The sequence below is a fragment of the Stenotrophomonas sp. NA06056 genome (assembly GCF_013364355.1).
GTDB lineage: Bacteria > Pseudomonadota > Gammaproteobacteria > Xanthomonadales > Xanthomonadaceae > Stenotrophomonas.
This window is the reverse complement of sequence record NZ_CP054931.1, coordinates 879,232-905,380: the sequence shown is the minus strand read 5'-3', so window position 1 is coordinate 905,380 and position 26,149 is coordinate 879,232. Positions and strand designations below refer to the sequence as shown.

Here is a 26,149-nt window from a genome sequence, read left to right as displayed (position 1 = left end):
TCAAATAGGGGGAACCGGAACGAGGGATAACAAAACGGCGGTGAACCGCTTCGCAATCATGAACCAAGGGTACGTGAATTCCGGGTCAGTGCCAGCCGGGTCTCTCACATGCCGTTAACGTCATGGCCACCTTCCGTGCGAATGACTCGTCCAAAGCATCGCTTGGACGGCGCCGCACCATCCAGAGCCAAAGGCGTCATTGGAGGACGGGACAGCCCCAAAGGGCTGCCCTCCCCTACGCCTCAGCGATCCTGGGCGGTGAAGGTGAAGTTGATCGTGCGCGCGAACACCTGCTCGAAGCCGCGGTACGGCAACGGCTGGGCGTTGAGCACGGCCGCCTCGATCGAGCGCTTGCCAGCCTCGTCGAACGGGCAGCCGGCGCTGACCGTAGCGCTGCGGACCGTTCCACCCGGCAGCTGGTTGATGGTGATCTGGCAGCGTTGACCCAGCGGCACGCTGTCCGGACGCACCCACTGCGCCAGCACCTTGGCCTGGATGGCCGCAGCATACTTGGCAGACAGATCGTCACTGCTGCCGCCACCACCGGCGGCCGGCTGTGCTGCACCACTGGCACCGGCTGCGGCGGTACCGGCCGCGTTGCGCGCAGCAGCGACCTGACGCAGCTTCTGCTCGGCCAGCTTGGCCTCCTTCTCGGCCTGCTCACGGCGGGCACGGATGTCGGCAATCTTCTTCTGCCTCTCGGCCTCGGCCTTGTCGGCCGCCTGGCGTTCCTGATCGGCCTGTTTCTTCTTGGCGTCCGCTTCCTGCTGCTTGGCCAGGCGCAGCTTCTGCTCCGCCTCTTCCTGGCGCTTGCGCTCGGTCAGGTCGATCTGCTCCTGGCGGCGCTTGGCTTCCTGCTCCTGCTTGGCCTTCTCCTGCGAGATCGCCAACGCGCTCACCGCGTCCTGGTCCTTGGTGTCCGGCTGCGCCACGCGCTCCTGCGCCTGTTGCTGCTGCGGCGTGGGTGCGTCCTGCGGGCGCGGCTCTTCAATCGGCTGCGGCGGCGGGATGGTGTCTTCCGGCACCGGGATCGGCTCGGCCACCGGCGGCGGCAGGTCTTCCAGCCTTTCCGACTGGCGCAGGGCCTGGCGCGCGGCAGCCGCTTCGGACGCGGACAGCGCCAGGCTGGCCTCGACCGAGGGATCGCCTGCGGCGGCATCGGTATTGCGCTGCGGTGACCACAGCCAGGCGCCGATGAAGATCAGCGCCACCAGCAGGTGCACCAGCACGGCCAGCACCAGGGGCAGGCCCCAGCCCGGTTCCTGCTTGTGCGGTGGCGGCAGGACGTCAGTTTGCATCGGTGGCCAGGCTCACCTTGTCGACGTGGGCACGCTTGATCACATCCATTGCCGCGATGACCTTTTCATAGGCCACGGCACGGTCGGCGGCGACGATCACGCGCACGTCCTTGTCCTGGGCGGCGATGCCGGACAAATGACCCTGCAGTTCCTCGGCGGTCACCGCGGAGGGTTCCTTGGCGTCGGGCAGCTTCAGGCTGAGCTGGCCGTCCTGGCGCACCGAGACGATCAACGGATCCTGCTTGCTTTCCAGCGCCTTGGCGTTGGAGTTGGGCAGGTCGACGTCGAAGGTCAGGGTGAGCATGGGCGCGGTGACCATGAAGATGATCAACAGCACCAGCATGACGTCGATATAGGGAACGACGTTGATTTCCGATTTCAGCTTGCGGCGCTTGCGGCGACCGATGGCAGCGGACATGGCTTGGACTCCCGGGTCAGGCGCTTACTCGTCGCCAGCGCTCTGGCGCTGCAGGATCGAGCTGAACTCGTCGGCGAAGGTTTCGAACCGCACCGACATGCGCTCTACGCGGGTGGTGAAGCGGTTGTAGGCCCACACCGCCGGAATCGCCACGAACAGGCCGATGGCGGTGGCGAACAGTGCTTCGGAGATGCCTGGGGCGACGGCGGCGATACCGGCCTGGGCACCACTGCTGATCATGTCGTGCATGGTCACCATGATGCCGAACACGGTACCGACCAGGCCCACGTACGGGGCAGTCGAACCGATGTTGGCCAGCAGTTCCAGGTTGCGCTCGAGCTGGTCGACTTCGCGGGTATAGGTGGTGCGCATGGCGCGCTGGGCACCTTCCAGCTGGGCACGGCCATCCAGCCGGCGCTTGTCACGCAGGCGGGTGTACTCGCGGAAACCGGCTTCGAAGATCGCTTCCAGGCCGCCGACATTGCGGCTGCGGTCGGTGGCCGAGCTGTACAGCTTGCCCAGGTCGGCGCCCGACCAGAAGCGGTTCTCGAACTCATCGGCTTCGCGGGTGGCCTGCTTGAAGATGCGGGCCTTGCGGAAAATGATCACCCAGCTGACGAACGAGCCGACCAGCAGCGCCAGCACGATGATCTTCACCGGCAAGCTGGCCTTGGCCATCAGTTCGAGGTAGTTGATGCCGCCGCCGGTGGTGGCCTGGGCAAGGGTCTGGGTCGCGGCATTGCTGACGTCAGCCGGCAAAGCCTCGGTGACCGTGGCCTGCAGGGCCAGGAGCGTTGCGATCATCCGTTGTTCCTCAAGTGTTCTGTTCGGATTCGGGGTGGAGGTGGGGTTGCAGCGCGGCAAGGACGGCATCGTCCATGCCACGCGGGCGGAAACTGGCCGCGTCCAGTGCGGCGATGCGGACCTGCGCGGACAGCAGCAGCTGGCCATCGCGCAGGACCTGCTGGTCGAAGACCATGCTGGCCTTCTTCAGCTGGACCAGGCGGGCGCTCACCTGCAGCTGGTCATCCAGCCGTGCCGGCTTGATGAAGTCCATCTGCATGGAGCGCACCGCGAAGACCATGCCGTGCTCGGTACGCATGCGCTCCTGGCCATAGCCCAGCGCACGCATCCATTCGGTCCGGGCCCGTTCCATGAAGGCCACGTAGCGGGCGTGGTAGACAACCCCGCCAGCGTCGGTATCTTCCCAGTAAATGCGTGTCGGCCAACTGAATCGGGGTTCAACCGAGGGCTCAACCGACATCGGGAACCTCGGCAAACAGGTCCTGCGGCGGGTTCTTCGGCTTCAGGCCCATGTGCCGGTACGCCTTGTGGGTCGCCATGCGACCACGCGCGGTGCGCACCAGGAAGCCCTGCTGGATCAGGTAGGGTTCGACCACGTCTTCGAGGGTGCCGCGCTCTTCGGACAGTGCCGCTGCAAGCGACTCGATGCCGACCGGGCCACCGTCGAAGTAGTCGACCATGGTCTTCAGCAGCCGACGGTCAAGCTCATCAAAGCCTTCCGGATCGACCTTCAGCATCTGCATCGCGGCCTGGGCCACGGTCTGGTCGATGTGGCCACCGGCCTTGACCTGGGCGTAATCGCGCACGCGGCGCAGCAGGCGGTTGGCGATACGCGGGGTGCCACGCGCGCGGCGCGCGATCTCCCCTGCCCCATCAGCGGTGCAGTCGATGGCCAGGATCGCGGCCGAGCGACGCACGATCCGGGTCAGCTCTTCGACGCTGTAGAACTCCAGGCGCTGGACGATGCCGAAGCGGTCACGCAGCGGCGCGGTCAGCAGGCCGGCGCGGGTGGTGGCACCGATCAGGGTGAACGGCGGCAGATCGATCTTGATCGAGCGCGCCGCAGGGCCCTCGCCGATCATGATGTCGATCTGGAAATCTTCCATCGCCGGGTACAGCACTTCCTCCACCACCGGTGACAGGCGATGGATTTCGTCGATGAACAGCACATCGTGCGGCTGCAGGTTGGTCAGCAGCGCGGCCAGATCGCCGGCCTTTTCGATCACCGGGCCGGAGGTCACCCGCAGTGCTACGCCCAGTTCGTTGGCGATGACATGGCTGAGGGTGGTCTTGCCGAGGCCGGGTGGGCCGAAGATCAGCACGTGATCCAGCGCATCGCCACGACCCTTGGCAGCCTGGATGTAGATCTCCATCTGCTCGCGCACCGGCACCTGGCCGAGGTAATCGGCAAGTCGCTTGGGTCGGATGCTGGCGTCGGCGGCGTCATCCTCGCGGGTGGCGCCGGCGCCGATGATGCGGTCGTCGGTCATGTGCTGATTATGCGGCAAAAGCGGGGAAATTCGGCCGGCCCCGCACCCGCAGAAGCCGAGGCAACGGCAACAGCCTAAGCAAGAGCAGAAGCAGGTTTCCTGGGGGATGGCGGGGTGGGTCCGGTTGAGGGGGACGCCGTAAACCCATCCATGGGGGCTTGGTCGCGGCATCCATGCCGCTCACACCCCCTCAACCGGACCCACCCCGCCTTCGACAGATCTCCGCAATCTGCCGGAATGGCATGGCCGGCTCTGCCTGCTCTTGGTGGGTGTCGACCTTGGTCGACACGGTAGATCCACGCCATGCGTGGATGGATCTCTGGATGGATCGACGGTGGAGATTAAATCTCCACCTGCGCGCCCAGCTCAACCAACCGGTTGCCCGGAATCCGGAAGAAGCCTGTCGCGGGAGCAGCATTCCTGTGCATCAGCGCGAACAGCTTGTCACGCCAGATCGGCATGCCGCGGTTGGCGGTGGCGACGATGGTTTCGCGGCTGGCGAAGAAAGTGGTGTCCATCGGGTCGAAGTAGATGCCGCCGTGGTCGCATGAGCGCATCAGCGCCAGCGGTACGTCCGGGGTTTCCATGAAGCCGAAACGCACGTAGACACGGTAGAACTCATCGCCCACCGATTCGATCTTGAGGCGCTGCCCCTCCGCCGCGTATGGCACCGGCAGGGTCACCACGTGCAGGAACACATTGCGCTCGTGCAGCACCTTGTTGTGCTTCAGGTTGTGCATCAGCGCGTGCGGGGCCACGGTGGGGTCGGCGGTGAGGAATACCGCGGTGCCCGGCACGCGTACCGGCGGGGCCAGCATCAGGCCCGGCAGGAAGGTGTCGATGCGGATACCGTCCTTGCGGATCTCATCGCGCAGCAACTCGCGGCCACGGCGCCAGGTACGCATCATGGTGAACAGGAAGATGCCCAGCACCACCGGGAACCAGGCACCCTGCAGCAGCTTGGCGCCGTTGGCGATGACAAAGCCCAGGTCGATGATGAAGAACACCACGCACAGCGGCAGGATCCAGTTACGTGCCTTTGGCCACAGCGAACGGGCGACCAGGGCCAGCAGCAGGGTATCGATCAGCATGGTGGCCGACACCGAGATACCGTAGGCCACGGCCAGGTTGGACGAGCTGCGGAAGGCCAGCACCAGGCCGATCACCATCACCGCGATGCCCCAGTTGATGCCGGGGATGTAGATCTGGCCGATGGTGTCGTGCGAGGTGTGCTTGATGCGCATGCGCGGGATGTAACCCAGCTGCATGGCCTGGCGCGAAACCGAGAACGCGCCGGTGATGACCGACTGCGAGGCGATCACCGCGGCCATCGTGGCCAGGATGATCATCGGATACAGCGCCCACGACGGCACTGCTTCGAAGAACGGGTTCTTCACCGCCTCGGGGTGGTTGAGCACCAGTGCGCCCTGCCCCAGGTAGTTCAGCACCAGGCACGGCAGCACGAAGAAGTACCACGCGTGGCGGATTGGCTTGGCACCGAAGTGGCCCATGTCGGCATACAGCGCCTCGCCACCGGTGACTGCCAGTACCACCGCGCCGAGGATGAAGATGCTGTGCCAGCCATGCTCCATGAAGAAGCGGATCGCCCACCATGGGTTGAACGCCTTCAGCACTTCCGGCGCATCGACGATGTTGTAGATGCCGATCGCCGCCAGCGAGATGAACCAGATCGAGGTGATGGGACCGAACAGCTTGCCGATCTTCGCGGTGCCGAAGCGCTGCACGGCGAACACGGCCAGCAGCACCACCACCGTGATCGGCACGATGAAGGCGTGCAGCCCGGGAGCCGCAACCTCAAGGCCTTCGACCGCACCCAACACCGATATCGCGGGCGTGATCACGCCGTCGCCGAAGAACAGCGAAGCGCCGAAGATGCCGAGGATGCCCACCACGTACGCCGAGCGTGATCCGTTGCGCAGCGTGCGCTGGGTCAACGCCATCAACGCCATGATGCCGCCCTCGCCATCATTGTCGGCGCGCATGATGATGGTCACGTACTTCAGGGTGACCACGATGTTCAGCGCCCAGAACGCCAGCGACAGCACGCCCAGCACGGTGTCATGGTCGCTGTTGAGCCCGTAGTGCGGCGAGAACGCCTCCTTCAGGGTGTACAGCGGGCTGGTACCGATATCGCCGAAGACCACGCCGATCGCACCGATGATCAGCGCCAGCCCCCCGGCGGGGGGAGCGTGACCATGGCCGCCATGGGCGGCGTTGTGCGGGGTTTGACTGCTGGACATGGGGCTCCTGGCGAAGCTCAGGGTGTGATTGGAAGGGAAACGGAGCGGCTCAGCGCAGCGCCGATTGCAGGGCCTTGCGGATGACGGTGGCCACTTCGTCGCCTTCGTTGAAGGCCTCGCGCGCCATCCGCGCCGCCTCGGTGGGCTTATAGCCCAACTGCTGCAGCGCCACGGTGGCATCGGACAGCGGATCAGCGGGAGCCGGGCCACTGCCGGTCGGCAGTGCGCCACCGGCGCCGAACTGGGCCGCGCGATCACGCAGTTCCAGCACCATGCGCTCGGCGGTCTTCTTGCCGATGCCGGGGATGCGGGTCAGCGCGGTGATGTCGCCGGCCTGGACCATGCGGGCGAATTCTTCGACAGTGACGCCGGACAGCACGGCCAGCGCGATCTTCGCGCCGATGCCGCTGACCTTCTGCACGTCGCGGAACAAGCGGCGCTCGCCCTCGCGCAGGAAGCCGTACAGCGAGACGCTGTCTTCCTTCTGCGAATAGTGGGTGTAGAGGATGACCTCACGGCCCAGCTCGGGCAGGTCGTAGAAGGTGCTCATCGGCGCCTCCAGCTCGTAACCCACCCCGTTGACGTCCACCACCAGCCACGGCGGCGCCTTGTAGGCGACGATTCCGCGCAGTCGACCGATCATTGCGTGCAGCTCCTCATTTGCGACCCCACGCCTGGCGGGCAGTCAGCCCCAGGCGGTTGGCCGTTGCCCTTACGTGGGCATGGGTGATGGCCACGGCCAACGCGTCGGCCGCGTCGGCCTGCAGCTTGGTTTTCAGGTTGAGCATGAGCCCGACCATGTGTTGAACCTGTTGCTTTTCGGCGCCGCCACGACCGACCACCGCCAGCTTGATCTCGCTGGCGGCGTATTCGTGCACCGGCAGGTCGCGCAGCACCACCGCCGAAATCGCCGCGCCGCGGGCCTGGCCCAGCTTCAGCGCCGAATCGGGGTTGCGCGCCATGAACACCTTTTCGATGGCCACTTCCTGCGGCTGGTACTCGCGGCACAGGTCGGCCAGGCCCAGCACCAGCAGCTTCATGCGCTGCGGGAAGTCATCGGCGCCGAGCAGGACCAGCGGCTGGTGGTGCACGTGGCTGACCCGGCCGCTGGCATCGACATCAATGATGCCGACGCCGGTCCGTTGCGAACCCGGGTCGATGCCGAGAATACGGGTCATGCGGCACACACGCCGAAGCCGCCGATCCGGGAAGGACGCATGCGGCGGTGATGGCTGGAAACGTCTGGGGTCATCATGGTCCGCATTGTCCGCTCACCGGCCGCCAAAGGCGACCGGTGGAGCGTCCGTTCAGGCGTAGGCGTCCGCGCCGAGATCGGCGTTGGAGTACACGTCCTGCACGTCGTCGAGGTCTTCCAGCATGTCCAGCAGCTTCTTGACCTGCAGGACGGTGTCGCCCTCGACCTTGATGTCATTGTCGGCGCGGAAGGTCAGCTCGGCGTGGTCCGGCGTGCGGCCCGCCGCCCGCATCGCATCCTTGACCGCGTGGAAGCTGTCCGCGGCGGTGAGCACGTCGATCGCGCCATCCTCCGGGTAGACCACGATGTCATCCGCGCCAGCCTCGATGGCCGCTTCGGAGATGGCGTCCTCATCGGCGCCGGCGGCGAAATGCAGCACGCCCACGCGCTTGAACATGAAGCTGACCGAGCCTTCGGTGCCCATGTTGCCGCCGCACTTGCTGAACGCATGGCGGACATCGGCCACAGTGCGCACGCGGTTGTCGGTCAGGCAGTCGACGATGACGGCCACGCCACCAGGCGCGTAGCCCTCGTAGCGGATCTCTTCGTACTCGACGCCTTCCAGTTCACCGGTGGCCTTCTTGATGGCGCGCTCGATCACGTCCTTGGACATGTTCGCGGTCAACGCTTTGTCCACGGCCACACGCAGGCGCGGGTTGTTGTTGGGGTCGCCTCCACCGCCGCGCGCGGCCACGCCGATCTCACGGATGATCTTGGTGAAAATCTTGCCGCGCTTCGCGTCAGACGCGTTTTTGCGGTTCTCGATGGAGGGGCCTCTACCCATGGGTCTTTCCGTACGTGCGTTGATGGATAAGGCCGCGGATTCTACCTGATCGGGCCGGGCCACCGTGTCGAGGGCGGCCAGATGCCGCAGGGCTTGGCGCCCCGGTAGCGCCGGGCCATGCCCGGCGAAAGGCGTGCGAACCAACGGTTCGCACCCACCAACCTACGCGGCGGCGGCGTCGCGGGTGTGATCGAACTGGCCATGGCGGAGGAAATGCGCGGTCTGCCGTGCGGCATCCGGCGACACCACCAGGCCACTATGGCTGGTGCGCACCACGCAGTGGTCGGCCAGGCCCGGTAGGCGGGTCTCGGCCAGCGCCACGGTGCCGTCGGAATCGTCATCCAGCGCCCCGAGCAGGCTGCCCAGCCCATGCGGCACCGAACCTGCGATCAGGCCGACCGCGGCCTTGCCGCGCCAGTCCGGCAGCCCATCCAGCAGCAGTTCGCTGCTGCGGCCCAGCGCCAGGCCCCAACCATGTTCGGACAACGAGCGCGCGGTGCCGCTACCGCGCAGTGGCGAACCCAGGCAGACCACGCGCTGCACGGGCAGCTGCGGCTGCCGGCGCAGGGCTTCCAGCGCCAGCAGGCCACCCAGGCTGTGCCCGACCAGCGACAGCGGGCCTGCGTCTGCCAGCCGCTGCAGCAACTGCGGGACGGCCACATCGGGGCCACCAAATACGGACGAGTAGCCAAAGGTATGGACCTGGAAGCCACGCGCGCGCAGGCGCCAGGCCAGCGGCCCAACCCAGGCACGGGCATTCCAGATGCCATGCAACAGAAGAACGGGGGGAGTCATGTGCAACAGCCTGGCGGTCAGCGGGGCGGAACTACGGTGATTGAACAGAAGCCAGGGGCAAGCGGCAGTGAACGGCGTCAGGCCGGATGCGGCAGACGGCGCAGGATGAATTCAAGATCGTTGGTGTCGCCCACCGGGAACAGGTACTCGCCGGCCTTTTCGAAACCATACCGGGCGTAGAAGCGCTGGGCGCCGAAGTTCTCCGACCACACGCCCAGCCACAGCGTGCGCGGGCCGTCGCGCTCCAGCCAGGCCAGTGCGGTTTCCAGCAGGCGGCTGCCCCAGCCGCAGCTCTGCTGCGTCTTCACCAGGTACAGGCGCTTGAGTTCGCCGTCACCGGGCTTCACGTCCGGATGCGGCAACCCACAGGGGCCGGCGGCGGCATGGCCGACCGCCTCCCCGTCCAGCTCCAGCAGCCACACCGCGTAATCCGGGTGAGCCAGGATCACGCGCTGGCGCTCGACCGTGTAGGCCTCATCGAGGAAGGCCTGCAGGTCCTGCGGCGGATAAAGATGGCCGAAGGTTTCGGTGAACGTGCGCGCGGCCAGCGCCGACAGGGTCGGCGCGTCGTCCACAGTGGCGCGGCGGATCGAATACATGGGTCGAGTTGACGTCAGGACAACGGTTCGGGTCAAGCCCGCTCCGCCGGCTCCTTGTCGTCTTCTTCCTCTTCCTCTTCTTCGTATTCCTCGTCGTCCTCTTCTTCCTCGCCCTCTTCCTCTTCCTCGCCTTCCTCGTCCTCGTCGTACTCTTCCTCTTCGTCGTCTTCGTAATCCTCGACGCCGAAGTCTTCACCGTCCCAGCGACCTTCGCCGTCGGCGACGAAGGTCAGGGCCATGGCCGACGGGTTGGTACCGACGCGGACCAGCCAACCACCAAAGACACGTGCACGCTCGGTGACCAGGTTGGCCTCGGAGCCTTCATTGCCCAGCTTTTCCCACTCCAGCGAAAACGCAAACTCGGTCATTGCCTGGATCTCCTGATCAGTTGGTCTTGGGGCGAACCTGGATGTGTACTTCGGCCAGCTGCGCGTCGACGATCGGCGACGGCGCGTCGGTCATCAGATCCTGTGCACCGGTGGTCTTCGGGAACGGGATGACGTCGCGGATCGACTCGGTGCCGGCCATCAGCGCGGCGATACGGTCGATGCCGAAGGCGATGCCGCCGTGCGGCGGCGCGCCGTAGTTCAGCGCGTCGAGCAGGAAGCCGAACTTGGCACGGGCCTCTTCGGCACCGATGCCCAGCAGCTCGAACACCGCGCTCTGCATGTCCGGACGGTGGATACGGATCGAACCGCCGCCGATTTCATTGCCGTTGAGCACCATGTCGTAGCCGCGCGATACGGCGGTACGGGCATTGGCGCGCAGGTCGGCGATGTCGTCCACGGCCGGCGCGGTGAAGGGGTGATGCAGGGCAACGTAACGCTGTTCTTCCTCGTCCCACTCGAACATCGGGAAGTCGGTGACCCACAGCGGCGCCCAGCCGTCGGCGACCAGGCCGAAGTCCTTGCCGGCCTTCAGGCGCAGCGCGCCCATGAAGTCGGACACCTTGTTGTAGCCACCGGCACCGAAGAACACGATGTCGCCGTTGCCGGCGCCGACGTGGGCGACCAGCGCAGCGAAGCTTTCTTCGCTGAAGAACTTCTGGATCGGCGAGCTGATTTCACCGGTCTCGCCCACCTTGATGTAGGCCAGGCCCTTGGCGCCGTACTTGGCGGCATGCGCGGCGTACTCATCGATCTGCTTGCGCGACAGCGACGCACCGCCCGGGATGCGCAACGCGGCGACGCGGCCATCGGCATCATTGGCAGCGGAGGTGAACACCGGGAACTCGCTGGCCTTGACCAGCTCGGCCACGTCCACCAGTTCCAGCGCGATGCGCAGGTCCGGCTTGTCCGAACCGTAGCGGCGCATGGCTTCGGCCCAGGTCATGCGCGGGAAGCTGGCGTCCAGCTCGACGTCGACCACTTCCTTGAAGATGCCGCGGATCATGTCTTCGACGAAGTCCTGCACGTCGCGCTCGCGGACGAAGGCGAACTCCATGTCCAGCTGGGTGAATTCCAGCTGGCGGTCGGCACGCAGGGCCTCGTCGCGGAAGCAGCGGGCAATCTGGTAGTAGCGGTCGAAGCCGGCCACCATCAGGATCTGCTTGAACAACTGCGGGCTCTGCGGCAGGGCGTAGAACTCGCCCGGGTGCATGCGCGCCGGCACCAGGAAGTCGCGTGCGCCTTCCGGGGTGGCCTTGGTCAGGATCGGCGTTTCGATGTCCTGGAAGCCCTTTTCGTCCAGGTGGCGGCGCAGGGCCTGCACCAGCTTGATGCGGGTGCGCTGCATGCGCTGCATTTCCGGACGGCGCAGGTCCAGGTAGCGGTACTTCAGGCGGGTTTCTTCGCCCGGGTTCTCGTGGGCGTGGAACGGCAGCGGCGCGGCCTTGTTCAGCACGGTGATTGCAGTGGCGATCACTTCCACCTTGCCCGTGCGCAGCTTGTCATTCACTGCGTGGCGGGCGCGGACCACACCTTCCACCTGCAACACGTCCTCATAGCCCAGGCTGGCGGCCACGGCGAATACTTCGGCGTTGTCGAGCTCCACCGTCACCTGCACGATGCCTTCATGATCCCGGAGATCGATGAAGCAGACGCCGCCCTGGTTACGGGCCACGTCGGTCCAGCCGGCGAGGGTGACAGTCTGGCCAATCAGGGTCTCATCGACCAGGCCGCAGAAGTGGGTACGCATGGGGGAAAGCTCCGCTGGAGAACGCCGGCGCCTGATGGGGGCCGGAAAGCCTCTTATTCTGCGGCCGAGGCCCCGGCGGGGGCAAATGCAGACGGTCACGCGGGCTTGATCGCCCCGGTCCTTATAGTCGCGCACCTACTCCCGTATGGGGATGTCGCCATGAAACCGCTGTCCCTGGCCAGCCTGGCCGTGATCCTCGGTAGCTTTACCGCGCTCGCCCTGCCCTCCGCACCTGCCGCCGCGCAGAGCGGGGTGGTCCGCTGCGAGAGCCAGAACAACCGCGAACGTGTCTGCAACACCGGTTGGCGCGACGCCCAACTGGTCCGCCAATTGTCCGGCTCGGCCTGCGTGGAGGGCCGCACCTGGGGCACCCGCAATGGCAGCATCTGGGTCAACAACGGCTGCCGCGCCGAGTTCACCCAGGGCCGCGGCGGCTGGGGGGGCGGCAACGGTGGCGGCTGGGGCGGCGGCAACGGCAGCGGCGGCACCGTGCGCTGCGAAAGCCAGGACAACCGTGAGCGCAGCTGCCCGGTCGGCTGGCGCAACGCGCGCGTGGTCCGGCAGATCTCCGGTACCCAATGCGTGGAAGGCCAGAACTGGGGCGTGCGCAACGGCGCAATCTGGGTCAACCGCGGCTGCCGCGCCGAGTTCGCCGAAGCCCGCGGTGGTTGGGGCGGCGGCAATGGCGGCGGCTGGGGGGGCGGCAACAGCAACTACACCGTGACCTGCAGCAGCAACAACAACCGCCAGCAGAGCTGCAACTGGGACGACCGCCAGGGCCGGCCGGTGCTGCAGCAGCAGCTGTCCGGCAGTGCCTGCCAGGAAGGTCGGACCTGGGGCTACTCGCGTGGCAACGTGTGGGTCAGCAACGGCTGCCGGGCGCGCTTCGGCACGCGCTGAGGGGTAGCGCCGGGCCATGCCCGGCGAGCGCAGCGGCAGGGTCTCCGCTTGAAAGCCGCCGGGCATGGCCCGGCGCTACCGGGCTGTCCGCGGCAGCATGCCAGGGCGCCGATCAGGGTGCCGGCGCCGCTGCATCACCCCAGGGCGCCGGCGGCAATGCGACCGGCTTGCTGAGATCGAACTGGACCCGGAATCGACGGCCCTCCGGACGGGTCAGTTCGTAGACGAAGCGCTGGTCCGGCTCGATCTCCATCGCCCAGGTGTTGTGGGTCGAGGCCAGCATATCGGCACGACGGAACATCGCCACCGATTCGCCATCGGCGGGGAACTGCTGGCGTTCGGCGGTGCCCGGCGGCGTGCTGTCGCCCCCGTACAGCGTGATCGCATCGGGGCTGCCATCGGCGTGGCGGTGATCGTGCTTCAGGCGCACGCCGTGCTCGGTGCGGGTCAACACCCAGGTACGCGAATGGTCATCGCCCACGTGGAACGGGATGCGCAGCTCATGCCCCGGGTCGGCACAGCCACGCACGTGCATCACCAGCTTCTGCCCGGCAAAGGGATCTTTGCCAGTGGGTGCCGGCGTGTCCTCCACCACCTTGCCTTCGTAGGCTTGGCCGCAATGGGCCGCGATGGCGGCCATGAAGGCGTCGGCCGGTGCGGTGGCCAGATCGTGGTTGACCGTGTGCGATGGCTGCGAGCAGGCGACGAGGCCGAGCAGGGCGATGGCGGAAGCAACAGCGGCGATCGGTTTCATGCCCCAACCCTAACGGCCATGGCCGATGCGCGCAAACCGCGCTTCCGGGGTTTGCCTCAACGCTCGGCTGCTGGGGCGGCGGCAACCACTTCCGTCGCCGCCACCGGCGCATCTTCGCCCTGCCCTGCCGGCTCCTGCTCGACCGGGTCGACATCGAACGGCGTGCGGAACACCAGCGAGGGCAGCAGCGTGGTCAATGCGGCGTACAACAGCAACGCACCGAACAGCACCGCCGGAATCTGGAAGCGATCACGCATGATCGCGGCCAGCACCAGCGTGAAGATCAACGTAGGTGCCAGCGCCAGCGATACGCGCAGGCTGCTGCGGAAGCTCTCACCGAACATCACCCGGCGCTGCAGCCAGACCACGGCGATGCGCAGTGGCAACACCACCATGGTGATGACGATGCCCAGCCCCAGCGCCTCCCAGCTCAGCGCTTCGCTGGGCACCTTGGTACCGGCGTTGAAGAAGTAGAACGGCACGAAGAACGAGGCGAACAGGCGCAGCGCATGCAGGTTTTCATGCGAGGCCAGCAGCGGCATGCGCTGGTGCAGCAGGCGCGCGACCAGGCCGGCGATGAACGCACCGACCAGGTAGTACACACCCAGCAGGTAGGTGATGTACGCCGCCACCATGCCAACCATCACCAGCAGCGAGAATTCCGAGCCCGGTGCGTGCGGCGCAACCCAGCGACCGAGCGCGATGAACAGCAACGGCAGGCCGACCATCATCGCCAGCAGCGCCGTGCTGGACAGCGCCATGTGTGCCGGATCCCCCGCCTGCAGCACGATGAACAACGCCGCCAGGGCCAGCAGTTCCCCAGCGATGGCCTTGCTGGTGACCCAGAAACGTTCGTCTTCGCTCAGCCCCAAGCGCGACAGCGAATCCATGATGAAACCGGTGGACGGGGTCAGCAGCGCCAGCGCCAACAGCCCTGCTGCCTGCCATGGCAGACCCGCGTAGCGCCAAGCCAACCAGCCGACGCCGAACAACGTTGCACTGCGGATGACCAGATGCGCCAGCAGCGGCCACATGCCGCGGCGCAGGGCCTGCAGGTCCACTTCCAGGCCGGCGAACAGGAACAGCGAGGAGATGCCGAGCGTGGCCAGCAGGCCGATCACCGCGTCGTGCGCCTGGTCGCCCAGCCAGAGCATGCCGATGATGCCGAACAGCAGGCAGGTCAGGGGCGCGGGCAGGCTGAACCGCTGCAGCGCGCGCGGGATCACCAGCAGCGCGAAGATCAGCAGCAGGTAGACCAGTTCATGGCTCATCGGGGACTTCCGTGTGGATCGAACGCGCGCAGGATGCACGCCTGCGCGCGGCGGGACAAGTAGAACACTGCTGAAAAGTGGTCCCTGCTGCGCAGCCGCCGTGCACGGCTGCTACGGTCAGGCGATCAGTCCATCGGCGATCCGCCCGACCTGCGCAAGCACGGCCGCGCGCTGTTCGAAGCTGATCGCGCCCGCCTGCAGATAGGCGGTCAGCACCCAGGGCGAACCGCCCTGCACCGGCCACAACACGGCGATGTCGTTGCGCGCGTCTTCGCCATTGCTGCCGGTCTTGTCGCCCACCCGCCAACGCTTGCCCAGGCCTGCACGAAGGCAGGCATCGCCGGTTTCGTTGTCGATCAGCCAGTCGGCCAGTTGCTGGCGTGAGCCCGGCTGGAGTGCATCGCCCAGCACCAGCCGCTGCAGCGTTGCAGCGATGGCCGCCGGGGTGGTGGTGTCGCGAGGGTCGTCGATGGCGAAGCTGTTCAGTTCCGGCTCCAGGCGATCGCTGCGGGTGATCGTGTCGCCGGTGGCACGCAGGAATGCCGTCACCGCCGGCGGCCCACCGATTGCGGCGAACAGCAGATTGGCGGCGGTGTTGTCACTGGTGATCAGCGTGGCCCGGCACAGGTCACGCACGGTCAGGTCCTTGCCGACGTGGCGGCGGGTAACCGGCGCGTGCTCGAGGATGTCCTGGGCCCGCACCGGCAGGCGCTGCTCCAACAGTGCCGGATCGCGTTCGGCCTGCTTGAGCACCGTGGCAGCCAGCACGCTCTTGAAGGTGCTGCAGAGCGGGAAGCGTTCGTCCTGGCGATGACCAAGGCGGCGACCACTGCGGGTGTCGAGCAGGGTTACGCCGAGGCGGCCGCTGCACGCCCTTTCCAGTGCGGCGAAATCGGTGGCCGATGCGAAGGCCGATGCGGCCGCAGCCGGCGTGCTGGTGGCACGGGCAGCCTGGGCCAGCAGCGGCAACGCAAGCGTGGAGGCAACAGCAGCACTGCTGAACTGCAGGAATCGGCGACGAGCGAGCATGCGGGGTTCTCCTGGAAGCTGCCCCTGATTATTGGGAGGCCTGGCAGAGGCGACCAGCGCGATTTTTCAGCGACAGCCATTAGCTTTATTCATGCATGACGCGATCAACTCTTTATTTCTCCGATATTTACAGGAAGGACGCTACCATCAGCCATCACCCTGCCTCACACGTCCTCATGCTGCATCCCACTCTGTCGCTGAATGCACTGCGCGCCTTCGAAGCCGCGGCTCGCCACCAGAACTTCACTCGTGCGGCGCTGGAGCTGTGCGTGAGCCAGGCGGCGTTGAGCCACCAGATACGCGGACTGGAAGACCGGCTGGGCATCCGCCTGTTCCATCGCCTGCCCCGCGGCGTGGCGCTGACCGAAGAGGGAGCGGCGCTGTATCCGGTGCTCAATGAATCGTTCGAGCGCATATCGGCCAGCATCGCCCGCTACACCGGCGGCCCTGCGCGGGAGGTGCTGACGATCGGCGTGGTCGGCACCTTCGCCACCGGTTGGCTGCTGCCACGCCTGGCCGCGTTCGACGCCGCGCACCCGGATATCGAACTGCGCCTGCAGACCCACAACAACCGCATCGACCTGGCTGGCGAGGGCCTGGATCTGGCGATCCGTTTTGGCGATGGCGACTGGCAGGGGCAGACCTGCACGGCGATCCTGGATGCGCCGTTCGCACCGTTGTGTGCGCCGGCACTGGCGCGCCGGCTGAAGCATCCGCGGGACCTGGCGGCCTTGCCGCTGCTGCGTTCGTACCGCAGCGACGAATGGCCACGGTGGCTGAAGATGGCCGGGGCCAACGGCGTGGAAGCACGCGGCCCGGTGTTCGATTCGTCGTTGACGCTGGCCGTGGCTGCCGCTGGTGGCGCAGGCGTGGCCTTGCTGCCGCTGCGCATGTTCGAGGCGGACCTGGCCGAGGGCCGGCTGCTGCAACCGTTTGCCACTACGCTGGAACTGGGCCGCTACTGGCTGACCCGGCTGCGTTCGCGTGCAGAGCGGGAACCGGCCAAGCGGTTCCGCGAATGGCTGCAGGCGCAGGGGTGAAACACGCGCGCCGCGGGTAGCGCCGGGCCATGCCCGGCGAGCGCAGCGGATGGAAAAAGCCGCCGGGCATGGCCCGGCGCTACCGATGGAATCAGGACTCCAGCAGCTCCATCCAGGCCGCTTCGGCCTTTTCCAGCTGCGCGGCGGCAGCTTCGCGGTCGCGGCCAAGCACGGCCATGCGCGTGGCATCGGCGTAGTTGCTGGAGTCGGCGAGCTGTCGGTCCAGTTCGGCCAGCACACCTTCCAGCTCGGCGACCTTGGCTTCTGCACTGGCCAGCTTGTGCGGGTTGACCGGCTTCTTCTGCACCACCTGCGCCACTGGGGTGGTGGTGACCACCACCGGCTCCTCCACCTGCTCCATCCGCGCCTTGGTGCCCTGCGCCTGCGGGCGGGTACGCAGCCAGGCGGCATAGGCGTCGAGGTCACCGTCGAACGGCTCGACCACGCCATCGGCCACACGCCAGAAGGTGTCGCAGACCAGGCCGATCAGATGGCGATCATGCGAGACCATCACGATCGCGCCGTCGAAATCGGCCAGCGCTTCGGCCAGCGCTTCGCGCATTTCCAGGTCAAGGTGGTTGGTCGGTTCGTCCAGCAGCAGCACGTTCGGCTGCTGCCAGGCGATCAGCGCCAGCGCCAGGCGCGCACGCTCGCCGCCGGAGAAACCATCCACCGGTTCAAAGGCACGGTCGCCCGGGAAATTCCACTTGCCCAGGAAGTCGCGGAACGACTGGTTCGGTGCATCCGGTGCCAGGTCGCGGAAGTGCTCCATCGGCGACTGGCCTTCATGCAGTGACTCCACCGTGTGCTGGGCGAAGTAGCCGATGCGCAGGTCCGGGTGCGCGGCGCGCTCGCCGGCGATCGGTGCCAGTTCACCCACCAGGGTCTTCACCAGGGTGGTTTTACCCGCACCATTGGGGCCCAGCAGGCCGATGCGCTGGCCCGCTTCCAGGCCGAAGCCCACGTTGTGCAGGATCACCGAGTCGCTGCCGTAGCCGGCCTCGACGTGGTTCAGGCGGATCAGCGAGAACGGCAGCTTGGCCGGCGGCGCGAACTCGATGCGGAACTCGCGCTCGGCGCGCACTGCCTCGGTACCGGCCAGCTTGGCCAGTCGCTTCATCCGGCTCTGCGCCTGCGCGGCCTTGCTGGCCTGGGCCTTGAAGCGGTCGATGAAGCTCTGCAGGTGGGCGCGTTCGGCCTGTTCCTTCTCGTGCGCGATCTGCTGCTGGCGCAGCTGTTCGGCGCGCTGGCGTTCGAAGTCGGTATAGCCGCCCGGGTACAGCTTGGCGCCGCCACCGTGCAGGTGCAGGGTGTGGGTGGCCACGTTGTCGAGGAACTCGCGGTCATGCGAGATCAGCAGCAGGGTGCCCGGGTACTTCAGCAGCCACTGTTCCAGCCAGTACACCGCATCCAGATCCAGGTGGTTGGTCGGTTCGTCGAGCAGCAGCAGGTCGCTGGGCATCATCAGCGCGCGGGCCAGGTTCAGGCGCACGCGCCAGCCACCGGAGAACGAGGACACCGCGCGGTGGTGCGTTTCGGCCGGGAAACCCAGGCCGTGCAGCAGCTTGCCGGCGCGCGCTTCGGCGTCGTAGGCATTCAGCTCGGCCATGCGCGTATGCGCCTCGGCCACCGCTTCCCAGTCCTCGCGGGCGGTAGCGTCGGCCTCAGCCGCCAGCACGGCGGCAACCTCAATGTCGCCACCCAGCACGAAGCTCAGCGCCGGGTCCGGCAGCGACGGGGTTTCCTGGGCGACGCTGGCGATGCGGATCTTGCCGGGCAGGTCGACGTCACCCTTGTCGGCCTCCAGTTCGCCCTTCACCGCCGCGAACAGGCTGGACTTGCCAGCACCGTTGCGGCCGACCACGCCTACCCGGTAACCGGCGTGCAGGGTCAGGTCGACATTGGACAACAGCAGCCGCTCGCCGCGGCGCAAGGCGAAATTACGAAGCGAAATCATGGGGGGAGGCGTCCATATAACCGAATGGAATGTGCTGGTAAGCACTGTTCCTGCGACGCAATTCTAACGTTAACGAATACTTGACGCGCCCCGGGATGCGCGGCGGGCGACGTTCCTCTCTCCCACGTCCTGTCCACGCGCCTCCCGGGCCCCTCCCCCGTCACTGCCTGTCGCAGCTAAATGGTTGCTGCTGCAACGTTTTTTCTGATGACCGGCATTTGACAGGCACTGAATATCCCGTTAATTCCTGTATTGCGCACCGCAACAACCGTCGTCCGCTCACCCCCGTGATGTCGATTCCGGTGCCATCCCGCCAACCGGAGCCCCCTCCCGATGACCCGCAAGACCAGCCTGATCGCCGCCGCCGTCGCTGTCGCACTCGGTGGTTCTCCGTTCGTTGCCGTCGCCCAGCAGGCCGGCACCGCCGCCAACACCCTGGATACGGTGATCGTCACCGGCACCCGCGTGGCCGACCGCACGGTCGCCGAATCGCAGTCGCCGATCGACATCATCACCCCCGAGATCCTGCAGTCCACCGGTACCGGTGAGCTGGCCACCGCGCTGTCGCGGGCGCTGCCGTCGCTGAACTTCCCGCGCCCGGCGCTGACCGACGGCACCAGCGGCGTGCGCCCGGCGCAGCTGCGCGGCCTGTCACCGGACCAGGTGCTGGTGCTGGTCAACGGCAAGCGCCGCCACACCTCGGCGATGATCAACGTCAACGGCAGCATCGGCCGTGGTTCGTCGGCGGTGGACATCAACGCGATTCCGATCGCCGCCATCGAGCGCGTGGAAGTGCTGCGTGACGGTGCCTCCGCACAGTACGGTTCGGATGCCATCGCCGGCGTCATCAACATCGTGCTGAAGGGCGGCGGCAGTGGCGGCAGCCTGGCCGTCGACTACGGCCAGTACTCGGCCGGCGACGGCAACAAGTACCAGCTGTCCGGCGATACCGGCGTGGAGTTCGGCAACGGCCGTGGCCGCGTGCACGTGGCCGGCCAGATCAGCCAGCAGGATGAAAGCGACCGCGCCGGTCCGTACCGCGGTACCACGCCGAACACCGGCAACTTCCCCAGCATCGGCCAGACCACCTTCATCGTCGGTGACCCGAAGGTCGACGCCACCGCGGCCTCGGTCAATGCCAGCTTTGATTTCAGCGACCACGTGACCGGCTATGCCAGCGCGCTGCTCAGCAACCGCGACATCACCTCGTTCGCGTTCTATCGTTCGCGCAACCACAGCGGCCAGACCGCGCTGCTGGCGCAGACCTATCCGGACGGCTACGTGCCGCAGATCAACCAGTACTCCAAGGACCGCTCGCTGGTGGCCGGCGTCAAGGGCAACACCGACAACGGCTGGACCTGGGACCTGAGCCTGAACCACGGCGAGAACACCCTGGATTTCCACACCCGCAACAGCATCAACTACAGCCTGGGCGCGACCAGCCCGCGTTCGTTCTACGACGGCACGCTGAAGTACCAGCAGGACATCTTCAACGCCGACCTGACCAAGTCGCTGGACTGGGGCCTGGCCTATCCGGTCACGCTGTCCTTCGGCGGTGAGTACCGTCGCGAGAAGTGGGACCAGAACCCGGGTGAACTGAACTCCTACACCGGCAGCGGTGCACAGGGCTTCGCCGGCTTCACCCCGACCAACGAAGTGCACACCGACCGCCACAACTACGCGGTCTATGCGGGCCTGGAAGCGGACCTGACCGAGAAGTTCTCGGCCGGCATCACCGGCCGCTACGAGGATTACTCGGACTTCGGCGACCGCTTCTCCGGCAAGCTGTCGGCGCGCTACGCGTTCACCGACAAGGTCGCGCTGCGTGCCACCGCCTCCAGCGGCTTCCGCGCACCGTCGCTGCCGCAGCAGGGCTACCAGGCGGTGACCAGCCAGTTCACCAACGGCGTGTTCGTCGAACGCGGCACCTTCCCGACCACCAGCCAGGCCGCACAGGCGCTGGGCGCCTCGCCGCTGAAGGCCGAGACGTCCACCTCCTACAGCCTGGGCCTGGTACTGCAGCCGGTCGACCGCCTGTACATCACTGTCGATGCCTACCAGATCGACATCGATGACCGCATCGCGCTGTCGTCCAGCATCACCACCAACGCTGCCAGCAGCGCCCTGCTGGCCGGCCTGGGCCTGCCGCAGGTAACCGCGTTCTCATACTTCACCAATGGCCTGGACACCCGCACCCGCGGCGTTGACTTCGTGTCCAGCTACACCGTGCCGTTCAGCGCCAGCAGTCTGGAACTGACCGCGGCGTACAGCTACAACGACACCGAGGTACAGCGCGTAGGCGGCACGCCGGCGGTGTTCGGGACGCTGGGCCTGACCCAGTCGCTGATCGGCCGCGATGAGATCGGCCGCATCGAAGACAGCTACCCACACGACAAGACCATCCTCAGCGGCACCTGGCGTTCGGATCACTGGGAACTGGGCCTGGCGGCGACCCGCTACGGCAAGTTCACCGTGCGCAACTCGGCCACCGCCGCGCGTGACCAGACCTACGGCGACAAGTGGGTGCTGGATGCTTCGGCCAGCTACAAGCCGAGCGCGAACTGGACGCTGACGGTGGGTGCGGACAACCTGCTGAACGAGTACCCGGACCGCACCGAAGACCTGCAGAACTCGACCTTCGGCATGCTGCCGTACAGCAACTACTCACCGTTCGGCTTCAACGGCGCGTATGTCTACGGGCGGATCAAATACAACTGGTAAGCGGTAACGGTAGCGCCGGGCCCTGCCCGGCGGCTGCTCTGGTAGTGCCGGCCGCTGGCCGGCAACAACGCCTGGGCAAACCCGCAGAACACTAGATTGTGGCCTGCGGGTTTGCTGCATCTGGCCGCTTAGGTGAAAATCGGGGCATCCCCCCGATTTCTGCGAGAGCCGATGCACCATGACACCGACCTGATCAACATCGTTGCCGTTGGCCTTGGGCTCGCCTTCATCTTCGGCGCGCTGGCCAACAAGCTGCGTTTGTCTCCGCTGGTCGGTTACCTGGTTGCTGGCATCTGTGTAGGACCGTTCACCCCCGGCTTCGTCGCCGACCAGGCGCTGGCCAACCAGCTGGCCGAGCTGGGCGTGATGCTGCTGATGTTCGGCGTCGGCCTGCATTTCTCGCTGAAGGACCTGATGGCGGTGAAGGCCATCGCCATTCCCGGTGCCATCGGCCAGATCCTGGTCGCCACCCTGCTCGGCTGGGGCCTGGCGGCATTGATGGGGTGGCCGGTCATCCACGGCGTGGTGTTCGGTTTCGCGCTGGCCACGGCCAGTACCGTGGTGCTGCTGCGCGCGATGGAAGAGCGCCGCCTGCTGGAAACCCAGCGCGGCAAGATCGCGGTCGGCTGGCTGATCGTCGAGGACCTGGCCTGCGTGCTGGCACTGGTGATGATGCCGGTGATGGCCGGTGTGTTCGGGCCCGACGCAGCCAATGAACACCACACCATCGGCAGCGTGCTGGCCAGCATCGGCTGGACGTTCGTGCAGCTGGGCCTGTTCGTGGCGGTGATGCTGGTGGTCGGCCGCCGGGTCATTCCGTGGATCCTGGAGCGCATCGCCGGTACCGGTTCGCGCGAACTGTTCACCCTGTCGGTGCTGGCGATCGCGCTGGGCGTGGCGTTCGGTTCGGCGATGCTGTTCGGCGTGTCCTTCGCGCTGGGCGCGTTCTTCGCTGGCATGCTGCTCAACGAATCCGAACTCAGCCACAAGGCGGCCAGTGATTCACTGCCGCTGCGTGATGCATTCGCGGTGCTGTTCTTCGTCTCGGTGGGCATGCTGTTCAACCCCAGCATCCTGATCGAGCACCCGTGGCAGGTGCTGGCCACCGCCGGCATCATCATGTTCGGCAAGTCGGCCGCGGCGTTCTTCATCGTACGCGCGTTCGGCCACCCCACCGGCACGGCGCTGACCATCTCGGCCAGCCTCGCGCAGATCGGTGAGTTCGCCTTCATCATCGCCGGGCTTGGCGTGACCCTGAAGATCCTGCCGCCCACTGGCCAGGCGCTGGTGCTGGCCGGCGCGCTGATCTCGATCATGCTCAATCCGCTGGTGTTCGGCCTGCTCGACCGCTGGCTGCTGAAGCATCAGGAAACCACGCCCACGGCAGTGGAGACCGAGTTGCCGCCCGGGCCGTCGCTGGACCTGCATGACCATGCCATCGTCATCGGCTATGGCCGCGTCGGCAGTGCGTTGGCGCAGGTGCTGCGCGACCGTGGCGTGCCGGTGATGATCATCGACGACAACAAGGAACACGTGGCCGAGGCACATGCGGCGGGCCTGCCCGGCATCCGCGGCAGCGCTGCGTCGGACAAGGTGCTGGCCGAGGCCCATCCCGAGCGCGCGAAGATCGCGGTGCTGGCGATCCCGCAGCCACTGGAAGCTGGTGAAACGCTGGCCAAGCTGCGCGCGCTCAATCCGAACCTGACCCTGCTGGCGCGTGCGCACAGCGACGCCGAAGTGAAGCATCTGCTGGAACACGGTGCCGATGGCACGGTGATGGCCGAGCGCGAACTGGCCTATTCGCTGGCGGAAATGATCATGGCTACGCCGCCGTACCGGAACCTGGGGCAGCACAGCATTCCGGTGGTGTGAGGGGTGTGCAGCAGGGCTGCGCCCTGCACCCGCGGAGGCAACTGCAACTGCCGAAGCAACAGCAGAAGCTGGCTTCCTGGGGAATGGCAGGGTGGGTCCGGTTGCAGGGGACGCCGTGAATCCGTCCATGGAGGCTCGGTCGCGCCATCCATGGCGCTCACGCCCCTGCAACCGGACCCACCCCGCCTTCGACAGATCTCCGCGGTCTGCCGGCATTGCATGGCCTGCTCTCGGTGGTGCCGACCTTGGTCGACACGTCGATCCACGCATGGCGTGGATCGACCAGGGTTGGTTGCTCTCAAAAGAATCCCCGGCCGACCCGCATCGGCCGGGGATGATATCGCCACGCCCTTGGAGAGCGTCTCTACCGTAGCGCGTTCCTGCAGCGGTGGTGATCGCCTGTAGCGATGACAACCAAGCCGGTGGCTATCAGCCTGCCAGCGGCAGACAGACGTCGGCGCGCAGCTGGTCGGCAGGCACCTGTTCGGGATCATCCAGGAAGTGGAAATACAGAGGCGCATCGGCAAGCGCGTGCCCGCTGTCCGGCCACCAGTCGCGCAGCAGCGCATCCCCCACCGCCTGCAGCTGCTCGTAGGGGCCGACATGGTGGACAACCGCATGCGGTCCGACCCCGAGGGCCTGCCGCCGCAGCGGCGATGACAGGGGCGGCAACCCGGTGGCGAATCCCATGCCGCAGTCGAAGCGGTGCGCCCGTGCCGGTACGTCACGGTGGTCATCGATGGCGATGCCCACCAGATGCAGCAGATCGTCGGCCAGGCCGTGTGTCTGCGCCCATTCGAACAGGCGACCGAAGCTGGCGTCGAGATCACCGAAAGCACCCTGTGCGCGCAACAGCACGACCTCGAACGGTTGCAGCGCGCGCACTTCCACCTTCAACGGGGCAGCGGTCTCTGCGTCCACGTCGGCCGGCGACTGCGCCAATACCTGCTGCCAGTGTTCACGCAACACCGGATCATTGCGCAGTGCGCTGGGAGTAGCCTCCAGGCGCTGGCGACAGCGCCGCGCCAGCGCCTGCGCACTCTCGTAGCCGGCGGCCAGCGCGGCGTCGGTGACGCTTGCGTCGGGCTGCTGCAGCGCCTGCAGGGCGTTGAGCAGACGCAGTCGATCCAGCGTCTGCCCCGGGCTTTCGCCGGTCAGCGCCCGGTACAGGCGCTGGAAATGATAGGGCGACTGATGCGCGACCGTTGCCAGTGCGGCTACATCCGGCAGCGCCTGCTGCTCACGCAGGCAGGCCTGCAGATGGTCGATGACCCGTTCGATTCCCTGCGCCTGGCGCAGGCCTGCAAGCCGTTTCATGACCATCTCCCATCGAGGACATGGCTGCGATCCTGCCTGATCCGCCGCCCGAGCGCGTAACCGATCCTGCGCGATTGCCTGCCCTCAGGTGCCGGCCAGGGCTTGTTCCAGGTCAGCGCGCAGATCGTCGATATGCTCGATGCCGATCGACAGGCGCACGGTGTCCTCGCTGACCCCGGCCCTGGCCAGTTCGTCCGCATCGAGCTGGCGATGGGTGGTCGACGCCGGATGGGTGGCCAGCGACTTCGCGTCCCCCAGGTTCACCAACCGGGTGAACAGTTTCAGTGCATCCAGGAAGCGCGCGCCGGCAACGCGCCCGCCCGGCAAGCCGAAGGTCAGCACGCCGGAGCCATGGCCGCCCAGGTAGCGCTGCGCCGCCGCGTGTTCGGGGTCGTCGGCCAGCCCGGCATAACGCACCCAGGCCACTTTCGGGTGGGTGCGCAGGTACTCCGCCACGGCCAGCGCATTGGTGTTGATCCGCTCCATGCGCAGGGCCAGGGTCTCGATCCCTTGCAGGATCAGGAACGCATTGAAGGGTGACAACGCTGCACCGGTATTGCGCAACGGCACCACCCGCGCACGGCCGATGTAGGCCGCCGCGCCGAGCGCTTCCGTATAGACCACACCGTGATAACTCGGGTCGGGTTGGTTCAAGCGGGCAAAGCGTTGCGGCTGTGCCGTCCAGTCGAAGCGGCCCGAATCGACGATGGCCCCGCCCAGACTGGTGCCGTGGCCGCCAAGGTACTTGGTCAGCGAGTGCACCACGATATCGGCGCCGTGTTCGAACGGGCGCAGCAGGAACGGCGTGGCCACGGTGTTGTCGACGATCAGCGGCACACCGGCGGCATGCGCGACCTCGGCGATCGCGGCGATGTCGGTGACGTTGCCGCGCGGGTTGCCAATCGATTCGACGAACACGGCCTTGGTGCGCTCGTCGATCAGGGCAGCGAACGCCGACGGGTCGGCCGGATCGGCAAAACGCGTCTGGATGCCGTACTGCGGCAGTGTGTGGGCCAGCAGATTGAGGCTGCCGCCATACAGCGCGCTGGCGGCAACGATGTTGTCACCGGCCTCGGCGATGGTCTGGATGGCATAGGTGATGGCCGCCTGCCCGGAAGCCAGTGCCAACGCGCCGATGCCCCCTTCCAGCGCCGCCACGCGCTGCTCCAGCACGTCGGTGGTGGGGTTCATGATGCGCGTATAGATGTTGCCCGGCACCTTCAGGTCGAACAGGTCCGCCCCGTGCTGGGTGTCATCGAACGCGTAAGCCACGGTCTGGTAGATCGGCACCGCCACCGCGCGGGTGGTCGGGTCGGGACGGTAGCCGCCGTGCACGGCCAGGGTTTCCAGTTGCCATTGCGGATCGCTCATTGCGCCAGGCTCCATCCGGGGAAACCCCCACCATAGGCCAGCCGTCGACCGCCATTGAGAGCGCCTGGCGATGACGC

23 protein-coding genes are annotated in these 26,149 nt (G+C 66.7%); 4 read left to right on the top strand and 19 right to left on the bottom strand.

Annotated elements, in window-relative coordinates; translation table 11 throughout:
• Positions 1-242: 242 nt before the first annotated feature.
• The 13 genes from tolA to aspS all read right to left on the bottom strand — a co-directional run bounded on the left by tolA (position 243) and on the right by aspS (position 11,840).
• Complete coding sequence (tolA, locus tag HUT07_RS03970) at positions 243-1,298, bottom strand: cell envelope integrity protein TolA (RefSeq protein ID WP_176019835.1); 1,056 nt, start codon at positions 1,296-1,298, stop codon at positions 243-245.
• Entirely contained in the window at positions 1,288-1,716 is a 429-nt protein-coding gene (tolR, locus tag HUT07_RS03965; protein WP_176019834.1) for a protein TolR, read from the bottom strand. Before tolR ends, tolA begins: the two co-directional genes overlap by 11 nt.
• Before the next feature lie 24 nt (positions 1,717-1,740).
• The gene (tolQ, locus tag HUT07_RS03960) at positions 1,741-2,520 is read right to left on the bottom strand and encodes a protein TolQ (RefSeq protein ID WP_025874672.1); all 780 of its coding nucleotides are present in this window, start codon (positions 2,518-2,520) and stop codon (positions 1,741-1,743) included.
• 10 nt (positions 2,521-2,530) lie between these two features.
• A complete protein-coding gene (ybgC, locus tag HUT07_RS03955; RefSeq protein WP_176019833.1) occupies positions 2,531-2,980 on the bottom strand; it encodes a tol-pal system-associated acyl-CoA thioesterase in 450 nt (149 codons plus the stop codon).
• Positions 2,970-4,010, bottom strand: a complete 1,041-nt coding sequence (gene ruvB, locus HUT07_RS03950; protein WP_176019832.1) for a Holliday junction branch migration DNA helicase RuvB — start codon at positions 4,008-4,010, stop codon at positions 2,970-2,972. The genes ybgC and ruvB overlap by 11 nt, the downstream gene beginning before the upstream one ends.
• A 341-nt stretch (positions 4,011-4,351) precedes the next feature.
• A complete protein-coding gene (locus tag HUT07_RS03945; protein ID WP_025874675.1) occupies positions 4,352-6,271 on the bottom strand; it encodes a potassium transporter Kup in 1,920 nt (639 codons plus the stop codon).
• Between the two features lie 49 nt (positions 6,272-6,320).
• Entirely contained in the window at positions 6,321-6,914 is a 594-nt protein-coding gene (gene ruvA, locus HUT07_RS03940; RefSeq protein WP_176019831.1) for a Holliday junction branch migration protein RuvA, read from the bottom strand.
• Positions 6,915-6,927: 13 nt separating this feature from the next.
• Entirely contained in the window at positions 6,928-7,449 is a 522-nt protein-coding gene (ruvC, locus tag HUT07_RS03935) for a crossover junction endodeoxyribonuclease RuvC (RefSeq protein ID WP_176019830.1), read from the bottom strand.
• A gap of 129 nt (positions 7,450-7,578) precedes the next feature.
• On the bottom strand, positions 7,579-8,310 hold the full coding sequence (locus HUT07_RS03930) for a YebC/PmpR family DNA-binding transcriptional regulator (RefSeq protein ID WP_176019829.1): 732 nt from the start codon (positions 8,308-8,310) through the stop codon (positions 7,579-7,581).
• Between the two features lie 162 nt (positions 8,311-8,472).
• Positions 8,473-9,105, bottom strand: coding sequence for an alpha/beta fold hydrolase (locus HUT07_RS03925; protein ID WP_176019828.1), 633 nt, complete (start codon positions 9,103-9,105; stop codon positions 8,473-8,475).
• A gap of 77 nt (positions 9,106-9,182) precedes the next feature.
• The gene (locus HUT07_RS03920) at positions 9,183-9,704 is read right to left on the bottom strand and encodes a GNAT family N-acetyltransferase (protein WP_176019827.1); all 522 of its coding nucleotides are present in this window, start codon (positions 9,702-9,704) and stop codon (positions 9,183-9,185) included.
• Positions 9,705-9,736: 32 nt separating this feature from the next.
• Positions 9,737-10,072 (bottom strand): DNA primase, encoded by a 336-nt coding sequence (locus tag HUT07_RS03915; protein WP_176019826.1) that lies wholly within the window; start codon positions 10,070-10,072, stop codon positions 9,737-9,739.
• A gap of 16 nt (positions 10,073-10,088) precedes the next feature.
• Positions 10,089-11,840: an aspartate--tRNA ligase gene (gene aspS / locus HUT07_RS03910; RefSeq protein ID WP_176019825.1), complete on the bottom strand. Its 1,752-nt coding sequence runs from the start codon at positions 11,838-11,840 to the stop codon at positions 10,089-10,091.
• Positions 11,841-11,999: 159 nt separating this feature from the next.
• Here aspS and HUT07_RS03905 point away from each other — a divergent pair, with 159 nt between their 5' ends.
• Entirely contained in the window at positions 12,000-12,740 is a 741-nt protein-coding gene (locus HUT07_RS03905) for a DUF3011 domain-containing protein (RefSeq protein ID WP_176019824.1), read from the top strand.
• A 112-nt stretch (positions 12,741-12,852) separates the two neighbouring features.
• Here HUT07_RS03905 and HUT07_RS03900 read toward each other — a convergent pair whose 3' ends face one another.
• The 3 genes from HUT07_RS03900 to blaL2 form a co-directional block, all read right to left on the bottom strand.
• Positions 12,853-13,494: a hypothetical protein gene (locus tag HUT07_RS03900; protein WP_176019823.1), complete on the bottom strand. Its 642-nt coding sequence runs from the start codon at positions 13,492-13,494 to the stop codon at positions 12,853-12,855.
• Positions 13,495-13,550: 56 nt separating this feature from the next.
• On the bottom strand, positions 13,551-14,765 hold the full coding sequence (locus HUT07_RS03895; protein WP_176019822.1) for a cation:proton antiporter: 1,215 nt from the start codon (positions 14,763-14,765) through the stop codon (positions 13,551-13,553).
• Between the two features lie 117 nt (positions 14,766-14,882).
• Complete coding sequence (gene blaL2 / locus HUT07_RS03890) at positions 14,883-15,794, bottom strand: L2 family extended-spectrum class A beta-lactamase (RefSeq protein WP_176019821.1); 912 nt, start codon at positions 15,792-15,794, stop codon at positions 14,883-14,885.
• 176 nt (positions 15,795-15,970) lie between these two features.
• Here blaL2 and ampR point away from each other — a divergent pair, with 176 nt between their 5' ends.
• The gene (gene ampR / locus HUT07_RS03885) at positions 15,971-16,834 is read left to right on the top strand and encodes a LysR family transcriptional regulator AmpR (RefSeq protein WP_176019820.1); all 864 of its coding nucleotides are present in this window, start codon (positions 15,971-15,973) and stop codon (positions 16,832-16,834) included.
• Positions 16,835-16,925: 91 nt separating this feature from the next.
• Here the strand turns inward: ampR and HUT07_RS03880 are convergent, their stop codons facing one another.
• Positions 16,926-18,791: an ABC-F family ATP-binding cassette domain-containing protein gene (locus tag HUT07_RS03880; RefSeq protein WP_176019819.1), complete on the bottom strand. Its 1,866-nt coding sequence runs from the start codon at positions 18,789-18,791 to the stop codon at positions 16,926-16,928.
• Between the two features lie 333 nt (positions 18,792-19,124).
• Between HUT07_RS03880 and HUT07_RS03875 the strand changes: the two genes are divergently transcribed.
• Together HUT07_RS03875 and ybaL are read left to right on the top strand one after the other, a co-directional pair.
• On the top strand, positions 19,125-21,512 hold the full coding sequence (locus HUT07_RS03875) for a TonB-dependent receptor (protein ID WP_176019818.1): 2,388 nt from the start codon (positions 19,125-19,127) through the stop codon (positions 21,510-21,512).
• 171 nt (positions 21,513-21,683) lie between these two features.
• On the top strand, positions 21,684-23,384 hold the full coding sequence (ybaL, locus tag HUT07_RS03870) for a YbaL family putative K(+) efflux transporter (RefSeq protein WP_176019817.1): 1,701 nt from the start codon (positions 21,684-21,686) through the stop codon (positions 23,382-23,384).
• Positions 23,385-23,813: 429 nt separating this feature from the next.
• On the opposite strand, the gene HUT07_RS03865 is transcribed toward ybaL, so the two are convergent.
• On the bottom strand, positions 23,814-24,701 hold the full coding sequence (locus HUT07_RS03865) for a GyrI-like domain-containing protein (RefSeq protein ID WP_176019816.1): 888 nt from the start codon (positions 24,699-24,701) through the stop codon (positions 23,814-23,816).
• An 84-nt stretch (positions 24,702-24,785) separates the two neighbouring features.
• The gene (locus HUT07_RS03860; protein ID WP_176019815.1) at positions 24,786-26,072 is read right to left on the bottom strand and encodes an aminotransferase class V-fold PLP-dependent enzyme; all 1,287 of its coding nucleotides are present in this window, start codon (positions 26,070-26,072) and stop codon (positions 24,786-24,788) included.
• Positions 26,073-26,149: the final 77 nt, after the last annotated feature.